Origin of the sequence: Streptomyces sp. NBC_00178 (genome assembly GCF_036206005.1) — a bacterium.
Taxonomy (GTDB): Bacteria; Actinomycetota; Actinomycetes; order Streptomycetales; family Streptomycetaceae; genus Streptomyces.
In genome coordinates, this window is record NZ_CP108143.1 from 1,441,758 (window position 1) to 1,455,940 (window position 14,183).

At 71.5% G+C, this 14,183-nt stretch carries 14 protein-coding genes and 1 pseudogene; 4 read left to right on the top strand and 11 right to left on the bottom strand.

The features are described 5' to 3' along the window. Positions 1-8 precede the first annotated feature (8 nt). The gene (locus OHT61_RS06115; RefSeq protein WP_329035729.1) at positions 9-734 is read right to left on the bottom strand and encodes a DUF1365 domain-containing protein; all 726 of its coding nucleotides are present in this window, start codon (positions 732-734) and stop codon (positions 9-11) included. Further along, the gene (locus OHT61_RS06120) at positions 731-2,002 is read right to left on the bottom strand and encodes an NAD(P)/FAD-dependent oxidoreductase (protein ID WP_329035731.1); all 1,272 of its coding nucleotides are present in this window, start codon (positions 2,000-2,002) and stop codon (positions 731-733) included. Before OHT61_RS06120 ends, OHT61_RS06115 begins: the two co-directional genes overlap by 4 nt. Positions 2,003-2,160: 158 nt before the next feature. Between OHT61_RS06120 and OHT61_RS06125 the strand changes: the two genes are divergently transcribed. The 4 genes and pseudogenes from OHT61_RS06125 to OHT61_RS06140 all read left to right on the top strand — a co-directional run bounded on the left by OHT61_RS06125 (position 2,161) and on the right by OHT61_RS06140 (position 5,777). Further along, the gene (locus OHT61_RS06125) at positions 2,161-3,792 is read left to right on the top strand and encodes a molybdopterin-dependent oxidoreductase (RefSeq protein ID WP_329035732.1); all 1,632 of its coding nucleotides are present in this window, start codon (positions 2,161-2,163) and stop codon (positions 3,790-3,792) included. 72 nt (positions 3,793-3,864) lie between these two features. Beyond that, the gene (locus OHT61_RS06130; RefSeq protein WP_329035733.1) at positions 3,865-4,503 is read left to right on the top strand and encodes a fasciclin domain-containing protein; all 639 of its coding nucleotides are present in this window, start codon (positions 3,865-3,867) and stop codon (positions 4,501-4,503) included. A gap of 28 nt (positions 4,504-4,531) precedes the next feature. After that, a pseudogene (locus OHT61_RS06135) lies at positions 4,532-5,248 on the top strand (ADP-ribosylglycohydrolase family protein). 88 nt (positions 5,249-5,336) lie between these two features. Beyond that, the gene (locus OHT61_RS06140; RefSeq protein ID WP_329035735.1) at positions 5,337-5,777 is read left to right on the top strand and encodes an SPW repeat protein; all 441 of its coding nucleotides are present in this window, start codon (positions 5,337-5,339) and stop codon (positions 5,775-5,777) included. Positions 5,778-5,870: 93 nt separating this feature from the next. Here OHT61_RS06140 and OHT61_RS06145 read toward each other — a convergent pair whose 3' ends face one another. From OHT61_RS06145 to OHT61_RS06185, 9 genes are all read right to left on the bottom strand, one after another. Then, on the bottom strand, positions 5,871-8,699 hold the full coding sequence (locus OHT61_RS06145; RefSeq protein ID WP_329035737.1) for a DEAD/DEAH box helicase: 2,829 nt from the start codon (positions 8,697-8,699) through the stop codon (positions 5,871-5,873). A 49-nt stretch (positions 8,700-8,748) separates the two neighbouring features. Further along, complete coding sequence (locus OHT61_RS06150) at positions 8,749-9,639, bottom strand: diacylglycerol kinase (protein WP_329035739.1); 891 nt, start codon at positions 9,637-9,639, stop codon at positions 8,749-8,751. An 18-nt stretch (positions 9,640-9,657) separates the two neighbouring features. After that, positions 9,658-10,623 (bottom strand): twin-arginine translocase subunit TatC, encoded by a 966-nt coding sequence (gene tatC, locus OHT61_RS06155; protein ID WP_329035741.1) that lies wholly within the window; start codon positions 10,621-10,623, stop codon positions 9,658-9,660. A 49-nt stretch (positions 10,624-10,672) separates the two neighbouring features. Continuing rightward, entirely contained in the window at positions 10,673-10,963 is a 291-nt protein-coding gene (tatA, locus tag OHT61_RS06160; protein ID WP_329035743.1) for a Sec-independent protein translocase subunit TatA, read from the bottom strand. 215 nt (positions 10,964-11,178) lie between these two features. Further along, a complete protein-coding gene (locus OHT61_RS06165) occupies positions 11,179-11,376 on the bottom strand; it encodes a hypothetical protein (protein ID WP_329035745.1) in 198 nt (65 codons plus the stop codon). Between the two features lie 48 nt (positions 11,377-11,424). Further along, positions 11,425-11,700, bottom strand: a complete 276-nt coding sequence (locus OHT61_RS06170) for a hypothetical protein (RefSeq protein ID WP_329035747.1) — start codon at positions 11,698-11,700, stop codon at positions 11,425-11,427. A gap of 37 nt (positions 11,701-11,737) precedes the next feature. Next, entirely contained in the window at positions 11,738-12,694 is a 957-nt protein-coding gene (locus OHT61_RS06175; protein WP_329035749.1) for a helix-turn-helix transcriptional regulator, read from the bottom strand. Positions 12,695-12,706: 12 nt separating this feature from the next. Beyond that, positions 12,707-13,660 carry a helix-turn-helix transcriptional regulator gene (locus tag OHT61_RS06180; protein WP_329035751.1) on the bottom strand — a complete coding sequence of 318 codons (954 nt, stop codon included), beginning with the start codon at positions 13,658-13,660 and terminating at the stop codon, positions 12,707-12,709. A gap of 113 nt (positions 13,661-13,773) precedes the next feature. Continuing rightward, the gene (locus tag OHT61_RS06185; protein WP_329035753.1) at positions 13,774-14,145 is read right to left on the bottom strand and encodes an FKBP-type peptidyl-prolyl cis-trans isomerase; all 372 of its coding nucleotides are present in this window, start codon (positions 14,143-14,145) and stop codon (positions 13,774-13,776) included. Between the last annotated feature and the right edge of the window lie 38 nt (positions 14,146-14,183).

The following is a 14,183-nucleotide window of genomic DNA, read 5'->3' on the forward strand; positions in this document are numbered from 1 at the left end:
GGGCACCTTCACTGCATGCCTTCCTGGGTGCGATGACGGGGACGGGGCTGCACGGGCAGCCGGCGCAGGAACAGCCGGACACCGTGCACGCGGATGGCGGCGGATACGACCAGGGTGGAGAAGGGGTGGCGCAGGAACAGCCGGAGCAGGTGGCCGGGCGTTCCGGGGAGCCTGGTGCCGCGCACGGTCGCGGTGAACGGGCGGGCTTCCTCGCGCTCCAGATGGACGGTCAGGCTGAGCCGCCCGTCCGGCTCGGGCAGCCGCATCCGGTAGTCGCCGTCCACCGGGAAGAACGGCGACACGTAGAAGTCCTTGCCCGTCACCGCCCTGTCCCCGGCGTCCGGGCGCAGCAGGTAGCAGTGCCGTTCGCCGTAGGTGTTGTGGACCTCGGCGACCACGCAGAGCGGGCTGCCGTCGGGGCGGTGGCACCAGTAGACGGTCAGCGGGTTGAAGACGTGGCCCAGCACCCGGGCCTGGGTGAGCATGGTGACCGTGCCGTCGGCGAGGTCGACACCGCGGGCGGTGAGGAAGCGTTCGAGTCCGGCCCGGACGGTGGGTGCCGTGCCGCCGAAGTGGTCGCGCGCGTCGAACCGGGCCAGCGGGCGCAGGACGGCCGGCAGCCTCGGCGGGTGGTCCGGGTCGATGAGCCACAGGTAGGTGCGGTGCCGCAGCGCGTACCTGCGGGGGGCGCTCCGTACGTGGGTGATGGTGCAGGGGTAGAGGGCGCCGCTCACCACGCCACCCCCAGGGCGGCGGCGGCCTCGACCCCGGAGCGGCAGCCGTCCTCGTGGAAACCCCAGCCGTGGTAGGCGCCCGCGTAGGCGGTGACGGGCCCCGAGAGCGTGGGCAGCCGGGCCTGGGCGGCGACGGACTCCGGCGTGAAGACGGGGTGTTCGTACACCATGCGGGCCCGTACGAGGTCCGGGTCGACCCGGTCGGCGCCGTTCAGGGTGACGACGAACCGCTCGGGGGCGTCCAGGCGCTGGAGGCGGTTCATGTCGTAGCTGACGGTGACCCGGTCGGCGTCGGCGGCGCAGGAGGGCATCAGGTAGTTCCAGGAGGCGGCGGCCCCGCGGCTGCGCGGGAGCAGCGTGGTGTCGGTGTGCAGCAGCGTGGGGTTGTGCGAGTAGCGGAACGCGCCGAGGGTCGCCCGCTCCTCGTCGGTGGGGTCGGCGAGCAGCCGGAGCGCCTGGTCGGGGTGTGTGGCGACGACCACCGCGTCGTAGTCCTCGGTGGTGCCGTCCTCGGTGACGATCTCGACGCCGTCGCCGTGCCGGCGGATCGCCCTGACCGGGGTGGCCGTCCGCACGGAGTGCACCTGCTTGGCGATGCGTTCGACGTACGCGCGCGATCCGCCCGTGACCGTCCGCCACACCGGCGAGTCGCCGATCGAGAGCATGCCGTGGTGCTCCATGAACCGGAAGAGGTAGCGGGCCGGGTAACTCAGTGCCGTCACCGGGTCGCAGGACCAGACCGCGGAGACCACGGGAGTGAGGAAGTGCGCGCGGAAGTACGGCGAGAACCGGCCGCGCGAGGCGAACTCCCCGAGCGTCATGACGCCGGTGTCCTCGGGCATGGCGAGCAACGCCCGTGCCGCCCGGTGGAATCGCGGCACCTCGGTGAGCATCCGCAGGTACGGGCCCCGGAACAGGGAGGCCGGCCGCGCCAGGAGCCCGGCCGGGCCCCGGGCCCCCGCGTACTCCAGCCCGCATCCCTCGCAGCGCACGGACATGCTCATCTCCGACTCCTGGGTCTCCACCTGGAGTTCGTCGAAGAGCCGGAGGAGGTTCGGGTACGTCCTGCGGTTGTGGACGATGAACCCGGAGTCGACGCGGTGCGTCCGGCCGTCCGACGAGGCCAGGTCGTGGGTGTGCGCGTGTCCGCCCACGCGGTCGTCCGCCTCGACGAGCGTCACGTCGTGGGCCCTGCCCAGGACGTGCGCGGCGGTGAGTCCCGCCACCCCGCTGCCCACTACGGCTGTGCGCCGCCGCTCCCCTGTCATTCGGGTTCCTTCCGGTGTCACATGGCTGGCCGGAGCCCTGCTGGAGTGCCCCTCAGAGGTCATTCGAGGCAGCGGGCGCCGCGGATTGGCCGATGATCGGACTTCCTTCGATCGGGTGAACGACCAATCCGCCGGGCGATCGGCGCCGAACTCCCGGTGTGACAACAGACCGATACGTTTCGCAGAAGCAAGGGGCCTCCTCCGGGTCCCGGCGATCCCGCTGGGCACGCGCCGCGTTCGCCGCGCTCAGCGGTCTGATCGCCGGGTTCACCGCCCTGTGCGTCGCCGAACTGGTCGCGGCTGCCGTCCGTCCCGAGGCGGGTCCGGTCACGGCGGTGGGCGGTGCGGTCATCGACCGCACCCCGCCGGCCGTGAAGGACTTCGCAGTCCGGAACTTCGGAACCGACGACAAACTGGTGCTGCAGCTCGGCATCCTCGTCCTCCTGGCGCTGTTCGCCATGGCGGTGGGGATCCTCGCGCTGCGGCACCGGCTGACCGGCGCTGCGGCCGTACTGGTCTTCGGTGTGGTCGGGGCAGTGTCCGCGGCCGGGCGGCCCGAGGGCCGCCCGGGCGACGTACTGCCCTCGGCCGTGGGTGCCCTGGTGGCCGCAGGAGTGCTGTATCTCCTGACCGGACGGCTGGCCCCCGTCGACGCCCCGTCTCCCGCGGCTGGGGAGACGGAAGCAGGGGAACAGGGCACCTTCGACCGCCGCGGTTTCGTCATCGCGGCGACCGCAGCGGCGGCGGCCTCGGCCGGCGCGGGTCTCCTGGGGCGACAGCTCCAGGCGAACCGCCTGGCCGGGGTCTCCGCCTCGCGCGGCGACATCGTCCTCCCTGCGCCGGGCTCCCCCGCCCGCGCGATACCGGGCGGGGCGGATCTGGGCATCCGGGGTCTGAGTTCGTTCACCACGCCGAACAAGGACTTCTACCGGGTGGACACCGCGTTGGTGGTTCCGCGCGTCGACGCCGACCGGTGGCGGCTGCGGATCCACGGCAAGGGGGTGGCGCGCCCGCTGACCCTCGGCTTCCAGGACCTCCTGGGACGCGAGCTGATCGAGCGCGACATCACGCTGACCTGCGTGTCCAACCAGGTGGGTGGACCCTACGTGGGCACAGCCCGGTGGATCGGGGTGCGCCTGGCCGACCTGCTGCGCGAGGCCGGGGTGAAGTCACCGTCCAAGGGCGGGCCGGCCGACCAGATCGTGGCGCGCTCCGTGGACGGGATGACGATCGGCTCCCCGGTCGAGGAGGTCATGGACGGCCGCGACGCCCTGCTCGCGGTCGGGATGAACGGTGAACCGCTGCCGTTCGAGCACGGCTTCCCGGTCCGGATGGTCGTCCCCGGCCTCTACGGCTACGTCTCGGCGTGCAAGTGGATCCAGGACATCGAGCTCACGACGTTCGACGCGTACGACGCCTACTGGGTCGAGCGCGACTGGTCCCGCGAGGCGCCGATCAAGACCCAGTCCCGCATCGACACGCCCCGCCCATTCGCCGCACCGCGGGCGGGCACCGTGCCCGTGGCCGGTGTCGCCTGGGCCCAGCACCGGGGCATCGCCCGGGTCGAGGTCCGGGTCGACGGCGGCGAGTGGCACACCGCACGGCTGGCCGAGGAGGCCGGTCGTGACACCTGGCGCCAGTGGGTGTGGGAGTGGCCCGCCACGACCGGCCACCACACCCTCGAGGTCCGCGCGACGGACCGGACCGGCGTCACACAGACCGACAAGCGGGTCGGCACCGTGCCGAACGGTGCGACCGGGTGGCACTCGGTGGTGGTCGATGTGACCTGACCACCGGCTTGCGTCACCGCATCCCTCATTTCTTTTCCCTCTGTCGAACAACGATCGATCCAGGAGCACACCATGAACACCCGTCACCTTCGCCGCATCGCCGTCACCGTCTCCGCCGCGGCCCTGCTGCCGCTCGCTCTGACCGCGTGCTCCAGCGACTCCGACACCTCCGCGTCCGACTCGGGTGCGGACAAGGCCGCGTCGAGCGCCCCGGCCAAGGAGACCAAGCCCATGGACGAGCCGTTCGGTCCGGGCTGTGCGACGGTCCCGAAGGAGGGCGCCGGTTCGTTCGCGGGCATGGCCCAGGACCCGGTCGCCACGGCCGCGTCCAACAACCCGGCACTGTCCACCCTGGTCGCGGCCGTCAAGCAGGCCGGCCTCGTCGACACCCTGAACAGCGCCGAGAACATCACGGTGTTCGCCCCGACCAACGACGCCTTCGCCAAGATCCCGAAGGCCGACCTGGACAAGCTGCTCGCCGACAAGGCCCAGCTCACCAAGGTGCTCACCGCGCACGTCGTCGGCCAGAAGCTGACGCCGGCGCAGCTGGAGAAGGGTTCCTTCGACACCCTGGCCAAGACCAAGCTGACGACGTCGGGTTCGGGCACCTCCTACACCGTGAACGACTCCTCCAAGGTCGTCTGCGGCAACGTCCCGACGGCCAACGCCACCGTCTACATCGTCGACACGGTCCTGATGCCGGCGAGCTGACCCCACAGCCCGTCAGTGCGCTGACGGCATGACGACGACGAGCCCCGAGGGCCGCGCGCTCCGACCGAACGGCCGGAGCGGCGCGGACCGCGGGGCTCGTGCCGTCGGCGCCGTGGTCGGCTCCGCCGTGGGTGACGCGCTGGGCGCGCCCTTCGAGTCCGGGCCGCCCGGCGCCTGCGGCGCCCGCTTTCCGGACGGGGCCGGAGCGATGTGCGGGGGCGCCGGCTGGGACCTCGCGGCCGCGAAGCACTTCCGGATCAACTCACGGGCGGCCGGGAACGGTTCACCGATGCGTGCCACCGAGTCCGCGGTCGGCGCGGCCCGCGCAGGGCGGACGGCGACGGGTGGACGCCGCGCGCCGGATCGCGGCCCTGACCCACGGCGACCCCGCGGCCCGGGAGGGCCCCGTCGTGTTCCACAGACCTGGTGCGTGTGGCGCTGGAGGACGGCGACCTGCTCCCCCCGGTGGACGAGGTACCGGCGTCGGTGCACGCCGGCCACCGGACCCGCTGGGCGGAGGTCCTGCCATGGCCGTGGGCGGGGACACCGACACGGTGGCGGCCGTACGGGCGGTCCGGCGGGCGCGGTGTACGGCATCGAGGCCGTCCCGGAGCGCTGGACGCGCCCCCTCCACGTGCCGCTGCCCGGATACGGGGGCCGGGTACTGCGGCTCGCGGACCTGGTGTCACCGGCCGGACGCCTCGACGGAATCGCAGGAATTGGTCACCAGAAAAACTACACATAAGGGACATGTAAGAGCACACTGGTCAGAAGAGCACAGGACCGCCTTCCTGACAGCGGTCGCTCCTGCAAGTTCGAAGGAGACCATCCTCATGAGTAACCTCTCTCACACCGGAAGGGACCTCTCCGGGCATCCCGATGCCGAGGAGCTCAGGGCCCGCCACGACCGGGTGATGGGCGGCGGACGCAGCACGGCCATGGCCGACGCACCGGTGTTCCTGCTCGGTCTGTACTGCGCCGTCTCTCCGTGGGTCCTCCACTTCACGGCGAGTCAGTCCTCCCTGGTGACCCACAACCTCGTCATCGGCATCGCGATAGCCGTGCTGGCACTCTGCTTCACCGCCATGCCCGAGCGGATGACGGGCATGAGCCTCGCCATCTGCGCACTGGGTGTCTGGCTCATCGTGTCGACCTGGGTCGTGGGTTCGGGCCCGGACCTGGGCGTGATCCTGAACAACGTCATCGTCGGCGGCCTGGCGATCGTGCTGGGGGCGGTCTGTGCGGGGGTCGCGTTCAAGAACAAGAAGACCTGAGGGGGTGCGCACACGAGTGGCCACAGGCGAACCGCCTGCGGCCACTCCTCTGCCCTCGCGTACGAGCCCGGCCCACCGGGCCTTTACGCGGGCTCAGCCCACCGAGCTGTACGCCACCACTCCCCGCAGGACCGCGTCGACGGCCTTGTGGGCGTTCCTGGCCACCGAACTCCCGTCCCGGGGCGCGGCGGCCGCGATCTGTCCCAGCACGTCGATGACCTGCTTGCACCAGCGCACGAAGTCGCCCGCGGGCATCTCCGCCTCGCGGAGCACCTCGTCCAGCGAGCGGCCGGAGGCCCACATGTAGACCGCCCAGGCGAAGCCGAGATCGGGCTCGCGCTGGCCGACCCCCTCCGTCTGACTGATCTTGAAGTCCTCCTCCAGCGCGTCCAGGCGGCCCCAGATGCGGACCATCTCGCCCAGCGCCGCCTTCGCGGGACCCGACGGCAGCTTCGGCGCCACGGCGTCGTCCGCCTGGCGTGCCTCGAAGACCAGCGCCGAGACGCACGCGGCGAGTTCGGCGGGGTTCAGCCCCTCCCAGACCCGGTCGCGCAGGCATTCGCTGGCCAGCAGGTCCAGTTCGCCGTAGAGCCTGGCCAGCCGCCGGCCGTTGTCGGTGACCTCGTTGCCCCGCAGGTAGTCCAGCTCGGTGAGGAGCGCGACGATGCGGTCGAAGGTGCGGGCGATGGTGTTCGTCCGGCCCTCGATGCGGTTCTCCAGCTGCCTGGTGTCGCGCAGCAGCCGGTGGTAGCGCTCGGCCCAGCGCGCGTGGTCCTCGCGCTCGTCGCAGCCGTGGCACGGGTGGGCCCGCAGTTCCGTGCGCAGCCGGGCGATCTCGCGGTCGTCGGCCGCCGCCGCGCGCTGCTTGCGGTGCCGGCCCGGATCGATGTGCCCGGCCTTGCTCCGCAGCGCGGAGGCGAGGTCGCGGCGCGACTGCGGGGAGCGCGGGTTGAACGACTTGGGCACCCGCATGCGCTCAAGCGCCTCGACCGGGACGGGGAAGTCGATGTGGGCCAGCCGCTTGACCTGCCGCTCGGCGGTCAGCACCAGGGGGCGCGGGCCCTCGGTGTACTCCAGCCCCCGGTGCCCGTTGGCCCGCCCCGCGGGGATCCCCGGGTCGAGGACCAGCGCGAGCCCCGCGAACTTGCCCGTGGGCACGTGGATGACGTCGCCCGGCTTCAGCTTCTCCAGTGACGAGGCCGCCGCCGCCCGGCGCTGGGCCGCGCCCTGCTTGGCGAGGTCCGTCTCCCGGTCCTTGAGGTCACGCCGCAGCCGGGCGTACTCCTCGAAGTCGCCGAGGTGGCAGGTCATGCCCTCCCGGTAGCCCTCGAGTCCCTCCTCGTTGCGCTGGACCTGACGGGAGATCCCGACCACGGACCGGTCCGCCTGGAACTGCGCGAAGGACGTCTCCAGCAGCTCGCGCGAGCGGTGCCGCCCGAACTGCTGCACCAGGTTCACGGCCATGTTGTACGACGGCCGGAAGCTGGAACGCAGCGGATACGTGCGCGTGCCCGCGAGGCCGGCGAGTGCGCCCGGGTCCATGCCCCGCTGCCACAGCACGACCGCGTGGCCCTCGACGTCGATGCCGCGGCGCCCGGCGCGCCCGGTCAGCTGGGTGTACTCGCCCGGTGTGATGTCGGCGTGCTGCTCGCCGTTCCACTTGACGAGCTTCTCCAGCACCACCGAGCGTGCGGGCATGTTGATGCCGAGCGCCAGGGTCTCGGTGGCGAAGACCGCCTTGACCAGGCCGCGGACGAACAGCTCCTCCACGACCTCCTTGAAGGTGGGCAGCATGCCCGCGTGGTGGGCGGCGATGCCCCGCTCCAGGCCTTCGAGCCACTCGTAGTACCCGAGGACGTGGAGGTCCTCGGGAGGGATGGACGCCGTCCGCTCCTCGACGATCTCGCGGACCGTGCGGCGCTTGTCCTCGTCGTTCAGCCGCAGTCCGGCCTGAAGGCACTGCTGCACGGCGGCCTCGCAGCCGGCCCGGCTGAAGATGAAGGTGATGGCGGGCAGCAGCCCCTCCGCGTCGAGCCGGTCGATGACCTCGGCCCTGGAAGGGGTCCAGATACGGCTGCGCTGCCGGCGCTCCCTCTCGCGGTCCGCCTCGCGCACCATCTTCCCGCGCCGGCGCTCGCGCGGGTTGTATCCGCGCTGGTTCTCCATGCGGGCGAGCCGGACGAGGTCCGGACTGACCTCGCGCCGTCCGGTGCCCCGGCCGCCGTGGTCGCTCTCCTCCTCGAAGAGGTCGTACATCCGGCGTCCGGCCATGACGTGCTGCCACAGGGGGACGGGCCGGTGCTCCGAGACGATCACCTGGGTGTCGCCCCGCACGGTGTCCAGCCAGTCGCCGAACTCCTCGGCGTTGGACACGGTCGCCGACAGCGAGACCAGGGTGACGGACTCCGGCAGGTGGATGATCACTTCCTCCCACACGGCGCCGCGGAAGCGGTCGGAGAGGTAGTGCACCTCGTCCATCACCACGTACCCGAGACCGGTGAGGGCCTGGGATCCCGCGTACAGCATGTTGCGCAGGACCTCGGTGGTCATGACCACCACGGGCGCGTCCGCGTTCACGCTGTTGTCGCCGGTCAGCAGACCGACCTTGTCCGAGCCGTAGCGGCGCGCGAGGTCGGCGAACTTCTGGTTGGACAGCGCCTTGATCGGCGTGGTGTAGAAGCACTTGCGGCCCTGCAGCAGGGCGAGGTGGACGGCGAACTCGCCGACGATCGTCTTTCCCGAGCCGGTGGGGGCCGCGACCAGCACCCCTCTACCCGCCTCCAGGGCCTGGCATGCCTCGATCTGGAACGGGTCCAGACCGAATTCGTACAGGTCGCGGAAGGGCCCGAGGGCCGTCGCCTGCTCGGCGGCGCGCACCCGGGAGGCCTGGTATCGCTCAGCTGGTGAGAGGTCCTCTGTCATCTTGATACGAGCCTACCCGCCGCGTATGACAGTCAGCCCGATCTTTAATTCACGCGGTGAGGACCCTGACCGCGCGGGGCACGCAGGTGGCGGTCATCGGCAGCGCGCCCAGCGGCTCACCGTCCGCGTAGGCCGTGACGCCGGCGGCGGCCAGCTCGATCGAGGAGACCCGGTGCACGGTGACCACCGGGTGCCCCAGGTGTGTCCCCCGGTACACCTTCGGGAAGACCTTGAGCAGGGTGGTGCGGCTGCAGTCACCGACCACGGTCACGTCGAAGAGCCCGTCGTCCATGACCGCGTCGGCGCAGATCCGCATGCCGCCGCCGTAGGTGGTCCCGTTGCCCACCGCGATCAGGGTCGCCTCGATCTCGGTCACCGGACCGCCGTCCAGCCTGATCCGGTAGGGGATGGGGCGGAAGGCCGCCAGCTCGGCGAGGATAGCCAGGTCGTACTTGAAGCGCCCGCCGGCCCAGCGCATCCGGTTGCCCCGGTCGTTCACCCGGGAGTCGAAGCCGGAGGCCAGGACGGTGCCGAACCAGCGCTCCCCGACCCGGCCGAGGTCGGCCTCGCGCACCGACCCCGCCTTGAGCGCGTCGGCGGCCAGGCGTCCGGCCGCGGCCGGGTCCCTGACCGGAAGCCCCAGGGCGCGGGCGAAGTCGTTGCCGGTGCCGACGGCCACGACGCCCAGCGGTGTCGTGGTGCCGGCGACGGCCTGCAGGGCGAGGGACATCATCCCGTCCCCGCCCACGGCTATCAGGGCACCGGTGCCGCCCGCCACGGCCTCACGTGCGCGGCGCAGGGCGTCGTCCGCGTCCTCGCCGAGCACGGTGCGGACGGAGAATCCGGCGTCCCGCAACGCGGAAGCGGCCGGCTGCGCGGCACGCGCGCCCCGGCCGCTGCCCGCGGTGGGATTGACGAAGAGGGTGATCTCGCTGGTCACGTGCGGGACCCTACAAGGTCAGGTGATGTCGTCGTAACCGTTGAGCCGGTGGGACCGTCCGCCGTCCGAGTCGCCGCTCGCCTGCTCGGGCAGTGCGGCACGCGGGCCGGACACGCCTTCGACGGCACCGACGGGCTCCGGGGTGAGGTCGAGCCTCGACGCCTCGTCGTCGTCGAGCTCGGCGTCGGGGTTGGCCCGCCGCTTCCGCTTGTCGTTGAGCAGCGAGATGCCGACCGCGATGAAGTAGAGCACCGCGAGCGGGCCCGCGAGCAGCAGCATCGAGATGGGCTCGCCGCCCGGCGTGGCGATGGCCGCGAACGCGGTCAGTCCGACGATCATCCCGCGCCACCAGCGCAGCATGCGGACGCCCGACAGGACTCCGGTCATGTTGAGGAGGATCAGCAGCAGCGGCAGCTCGAAGGCGAGCCCGAAGACGATCACCATGCGGGTGATCAGGTCGAGGAAGTCGTCGAGGGGCAGCAGGTTCTTCACGTTGTCCGGCGTGAAGCCGAGCATGATCTGCGCGGTCTGCGGCAGGATCGCGTACGCCAGGTAGGCGCCGGCCAGGAAGAGCGGGACCCCGGCGGCGACGAACGCCATCGAGTAGCGCTTCTCCTGCTTGTGGAGGCCGGGGGCGACGAACGCCCACAGCTGGTAGAGCCAGACGGGCGTGGCCACCAGCACGCCCGCCATCAGGGACACCTTCAGCGCGATGGTGAACGGGGACAGCAGACCATTGGTCGTCATCTCCGCGCACGGCCGGCCGTTGACCATGGTCAGGGCGCCGTTCCTGCAGCCGACCGAGTCAAGGATCGGCTTCATCAGGAACTCGAAGATCTCCTTCTGGAAGAACGCCGCGACGATCACGGCGATCACGATCGCCAGGACCGACTTCAGCAGCCGGTTGCGCAGCTCACGCAGGTGATCGAGGAGGGGCATCCGCCCCTCGTCGTCCTTCTCCTGCTTGCGGGCAGACTTGAGCAACCCACTTCCCTCGTCTCGTGCGGCAGCTGCCGGTCGTGCGGATCAGCTGTCAGCTCTGGGTGGTGGGCTTGGCCTCGCCGACGGGACGGGAGCTGGACACGTCTCCCGGGGCGGCCTGGATCGTCCGGGCGGTGGCGGCGGGCGGGGTGGTGTCGGCGACGGTCTCCGTGGTGGGCGCCGCGGGCTCGTCGTCCTTCTTCATGGCCTTGGCCTCGCTCTTGAGGATGCGGGCCGACTTGCCGAGCGAACGCGCCATGTCAGGAAGCTTCTTGGCACCGAAGAGCAACAGGATGACAGCGATGATCAGAACGATCTCGAGGGGCTTCAGATTGCCGATCATGTGCGACTTCCTTCTCAACTGAGGCGTCTGGAGGGTGGGCTCGCTACCCGTTCGCCTGGACATACGTCCGACTTGCACGCTGGGAGCGATCGTAACCCGCAGGGGTAAACGCGAGGCAATGCCCGTGCGTACTCCCGATTGCGGCCCACACCTCCCTGCCTGGGCCGCTCATGCAGCGTACCCCCCGAACCGGTGAATCTGGAGGCCGCGACCGGTCAACGCAGGGCTTCGCCCGTGTCGGCCAGGCTCGTGGCCGCTCGTTCGAGATCCTCCGCCGCTCGGTTGATCCGCCGGGTGGTCGCACTCACCTGCTTCGCGAGCCGCTGTGCCTCGACGAAGACCTTGACGGCCAGCACGCCGAGAACGGCCAGGCCGAGGAATCCCAGAGCGATGGCGAGCATGGGCCAGAACATGGACGGAGCCTCGATGTGTTCGTGTGCCGCGGAGCGGCCGATGGGGGGTTACCGCAATGCGGTGTGGAGGCGCAGCGTCCGCACTCCGCCGCCGCTGAGAAGCTCGATGATGCGCTCCCCGGCCGGCTTGCGGACCGCGGAGCCGCACTCGGGGCAGGTGAAGGAGTAGAAGGTCGTACGGCGGCTGGCCCCTATCGCCAGCCGCAGGGCACCCGCCGAGAGTTCGAAGCGTTCACGGCAGTCCGGGCAGGCGGCCCGGAAGCGCACGGACGCGGACAGCGCGGCCGTGGCCGGCCCGGTCCGCGTACCGGATATCGCGGTCATACGACCTCTGTCTCCTCGATGCACCGGTGCCCTCCGCTCAGATCGCGTCGTCGTAGCCGGCCAGTGCCTCACGCGCCGCGAGGCGCGCGCTCTCGGCCAGGTCGGCGGGGGCGGTGATGCGCCCTTCCCCGCCGAGCCGGAGGGCCAGTCTGCGCAGCGAGGCCGGGTCGGGGGTGCGCAGCGTGATCCGCAGCCCGCCGTCGGGCAGTTCCTCCGCGCTGTCGTGCGGGTAGTACTCGGCGACCCACCGGCCACCGGGCCCGACCTCGACGACGACCTCGGGGTCCTCGGCGGCCGGCTGGACGAGGCCTTCGGAGAGGTCGCGCAGCTCCAGCTCCGGCGGGGCGGAGGGGGCGTCCAGCAGCCGGATCTCCGCGACCCGGTCGAGGCGGAAGGTGCGGCGCGCCTCGGTCAGCCGGCACCAGCCCTCCATGTAGGTGTGGCCGACGGCGAAGAGGCGGATCGGGTCCACCTCGCGCTCGGTCAGCTCGTCGCGGGCCGGTGAGTAGTAGCGCAGCCAGAGCCGGCGCCGCTCGGAGATCGCCCGGTCCACGTCGGCGAAGACGCCGCCCTCGGACTCGAAGGTCACCGAGAGCCGTGAGCTGGCGGCGCCCACCTCGCCGGCCGCGGTCTCCAGCTTCGCGGTCGCGCGCACGAGCGCGGCGCGGTCGCTCTCGCGCAGGCCGGGGAGGGTGGCCACGGCACGGGCGGCGACGAGCAGCGCGGTGGCCTCGTCGGCGGCGAGCCTCAGCGGTTCGGCCACGTCGTCCGGGTTGTGCCACCAGATCCGGTCGCCGTCGGTGTCGATGTCGAGCAGATCCCCGCCGCGGAAGCTGGTCCCGCACATGGGGAGCACGTCGAGGTCGGAGATCAGCTCGTCCTCGGTGATGCCGAAGGCCCGGGCCACGTCCTGGACGTGGGCGCCGGGTCGCTCCCGCAGATAGGTGACCAGGGAGAGCATCCGCCGGGTCTGGTCGATCGCGTTGGTCGCCATGTGTGGGGCCCTTCAGTCCTTGGCCACGGCGCGCAGCCGGTCCATCACGTCGGCCCGCAGGTCGGCGGGCTCGGCGACGACCACGTCGGGGCCGAACTCGACGAGCCAGGCGTCCAGGCCGTGCCCGTACGGGATCTCCAACTCGTCCCAGCCGTCACCGAGTCCACGCACCGATATGGCGCGGGAGCGCAGCGGGTATCCGGCACCGGTACGCAGCCGGATGCGGGCGGTCCTGGTGGCGGTCTCGCCGGCCCAGCTCTCGACGGTCTCCCGTACGGTCACGGCGTCGGGGACCGGGGCGGTGAACGCACCGGCGCGGGAGCGGACGCGGCCCGCGATGCGGGACAGCCGGAAGACGCGCTCGGCCCCCCTGTCCCGGTCCCAGCCCGCCAGGTACCAGTGGCCGCGCCAGCACTCCAGCGTCCAGGGCTCGACCTGGCGCTGCTCGGGGCGGGCGGCGTTCCCCTTGCGGTAGTCGAAGGTCACCGGGCGGCGGTCGCGGCAGGCGAGCATCAGCGGCTCGAAGGCGGCCTCGTGGACCGGGATGCGGGGTTCCAGGGCACTGTGCGGCTCGTAGTCGTCCTCGGCCTCCGGCATCCCGGCCGCGCGCAGCTTCTGCAGGGCGCCGCTGGCCGCCCCGGCGAGGCGGGCCTGCTGCCAGACCTTGGCGGCGAGTCCGAGGGCGGCGGCCTCCTCGGCGTCCAGGGTGATCGGGGGGAGCCGGTTGCTGTCACGGCGGGCGAGGTAGCCGGTGTCGCCGTCCAGGTTCTCCACGGTCTCGATGACCAGGCCGAGTTCGCGCAGATCGTCCTTGTCGCGCTCGAACATCCGGTTGAAGGAGTCGTCGGAGCCCGCCTCCAGGTAGGCCTCGATCGATCCGCGGAGCTCACGCTTGCTGAGCGGGCGCCGGGTGCCCAGCAGACACAGTGCCAGGTTCATCAGCCGTTCGGCCTTGGCAATCGCCATCGACGCCCTTTCTCGACGTGCTCTCCGACCGTCGACCGTACCGCTCCGGGGTGTCCGGGCCAAAGCGAGGGCCCGCGCCTTGCGGCGCGGGCCCTGGCTCCTGTACCGGGGGATCAGACCGCGACGAGGTCGCAGACGAAGATCAGCGTCTCACCCGGGGCGATGGCGCTGCCGGCGCCGCGGTCACCGTAGGCGAGGTGCGCGGGGATGGTCAGCTGGCGGCGGCCGCCGACCTTCATGCCCTGGACGCCCTGGTCCCAGCCCGCGATGACCTGGCCGGCACCGAGCTGGAACTTGAGCGGCGTGCCGCGGTTCCAGGAGGCGTCGAACTCCTCGCCGGTGGAGAAGGCCACGCCGACGTAGTGCACGGAGACGTTGTGGCCCTTCTCGGCCACCGGTCCGTCGCCTTCCCAGATGTCCTTGATCTCCAGGTCCGCCGGCGGCTCGCCACCCGGGAAGTCGACCTCGGGCTTCTCGATGCTCACTGAACTGCTCCTCTTACTGATGAACTGGTCAACCGGGA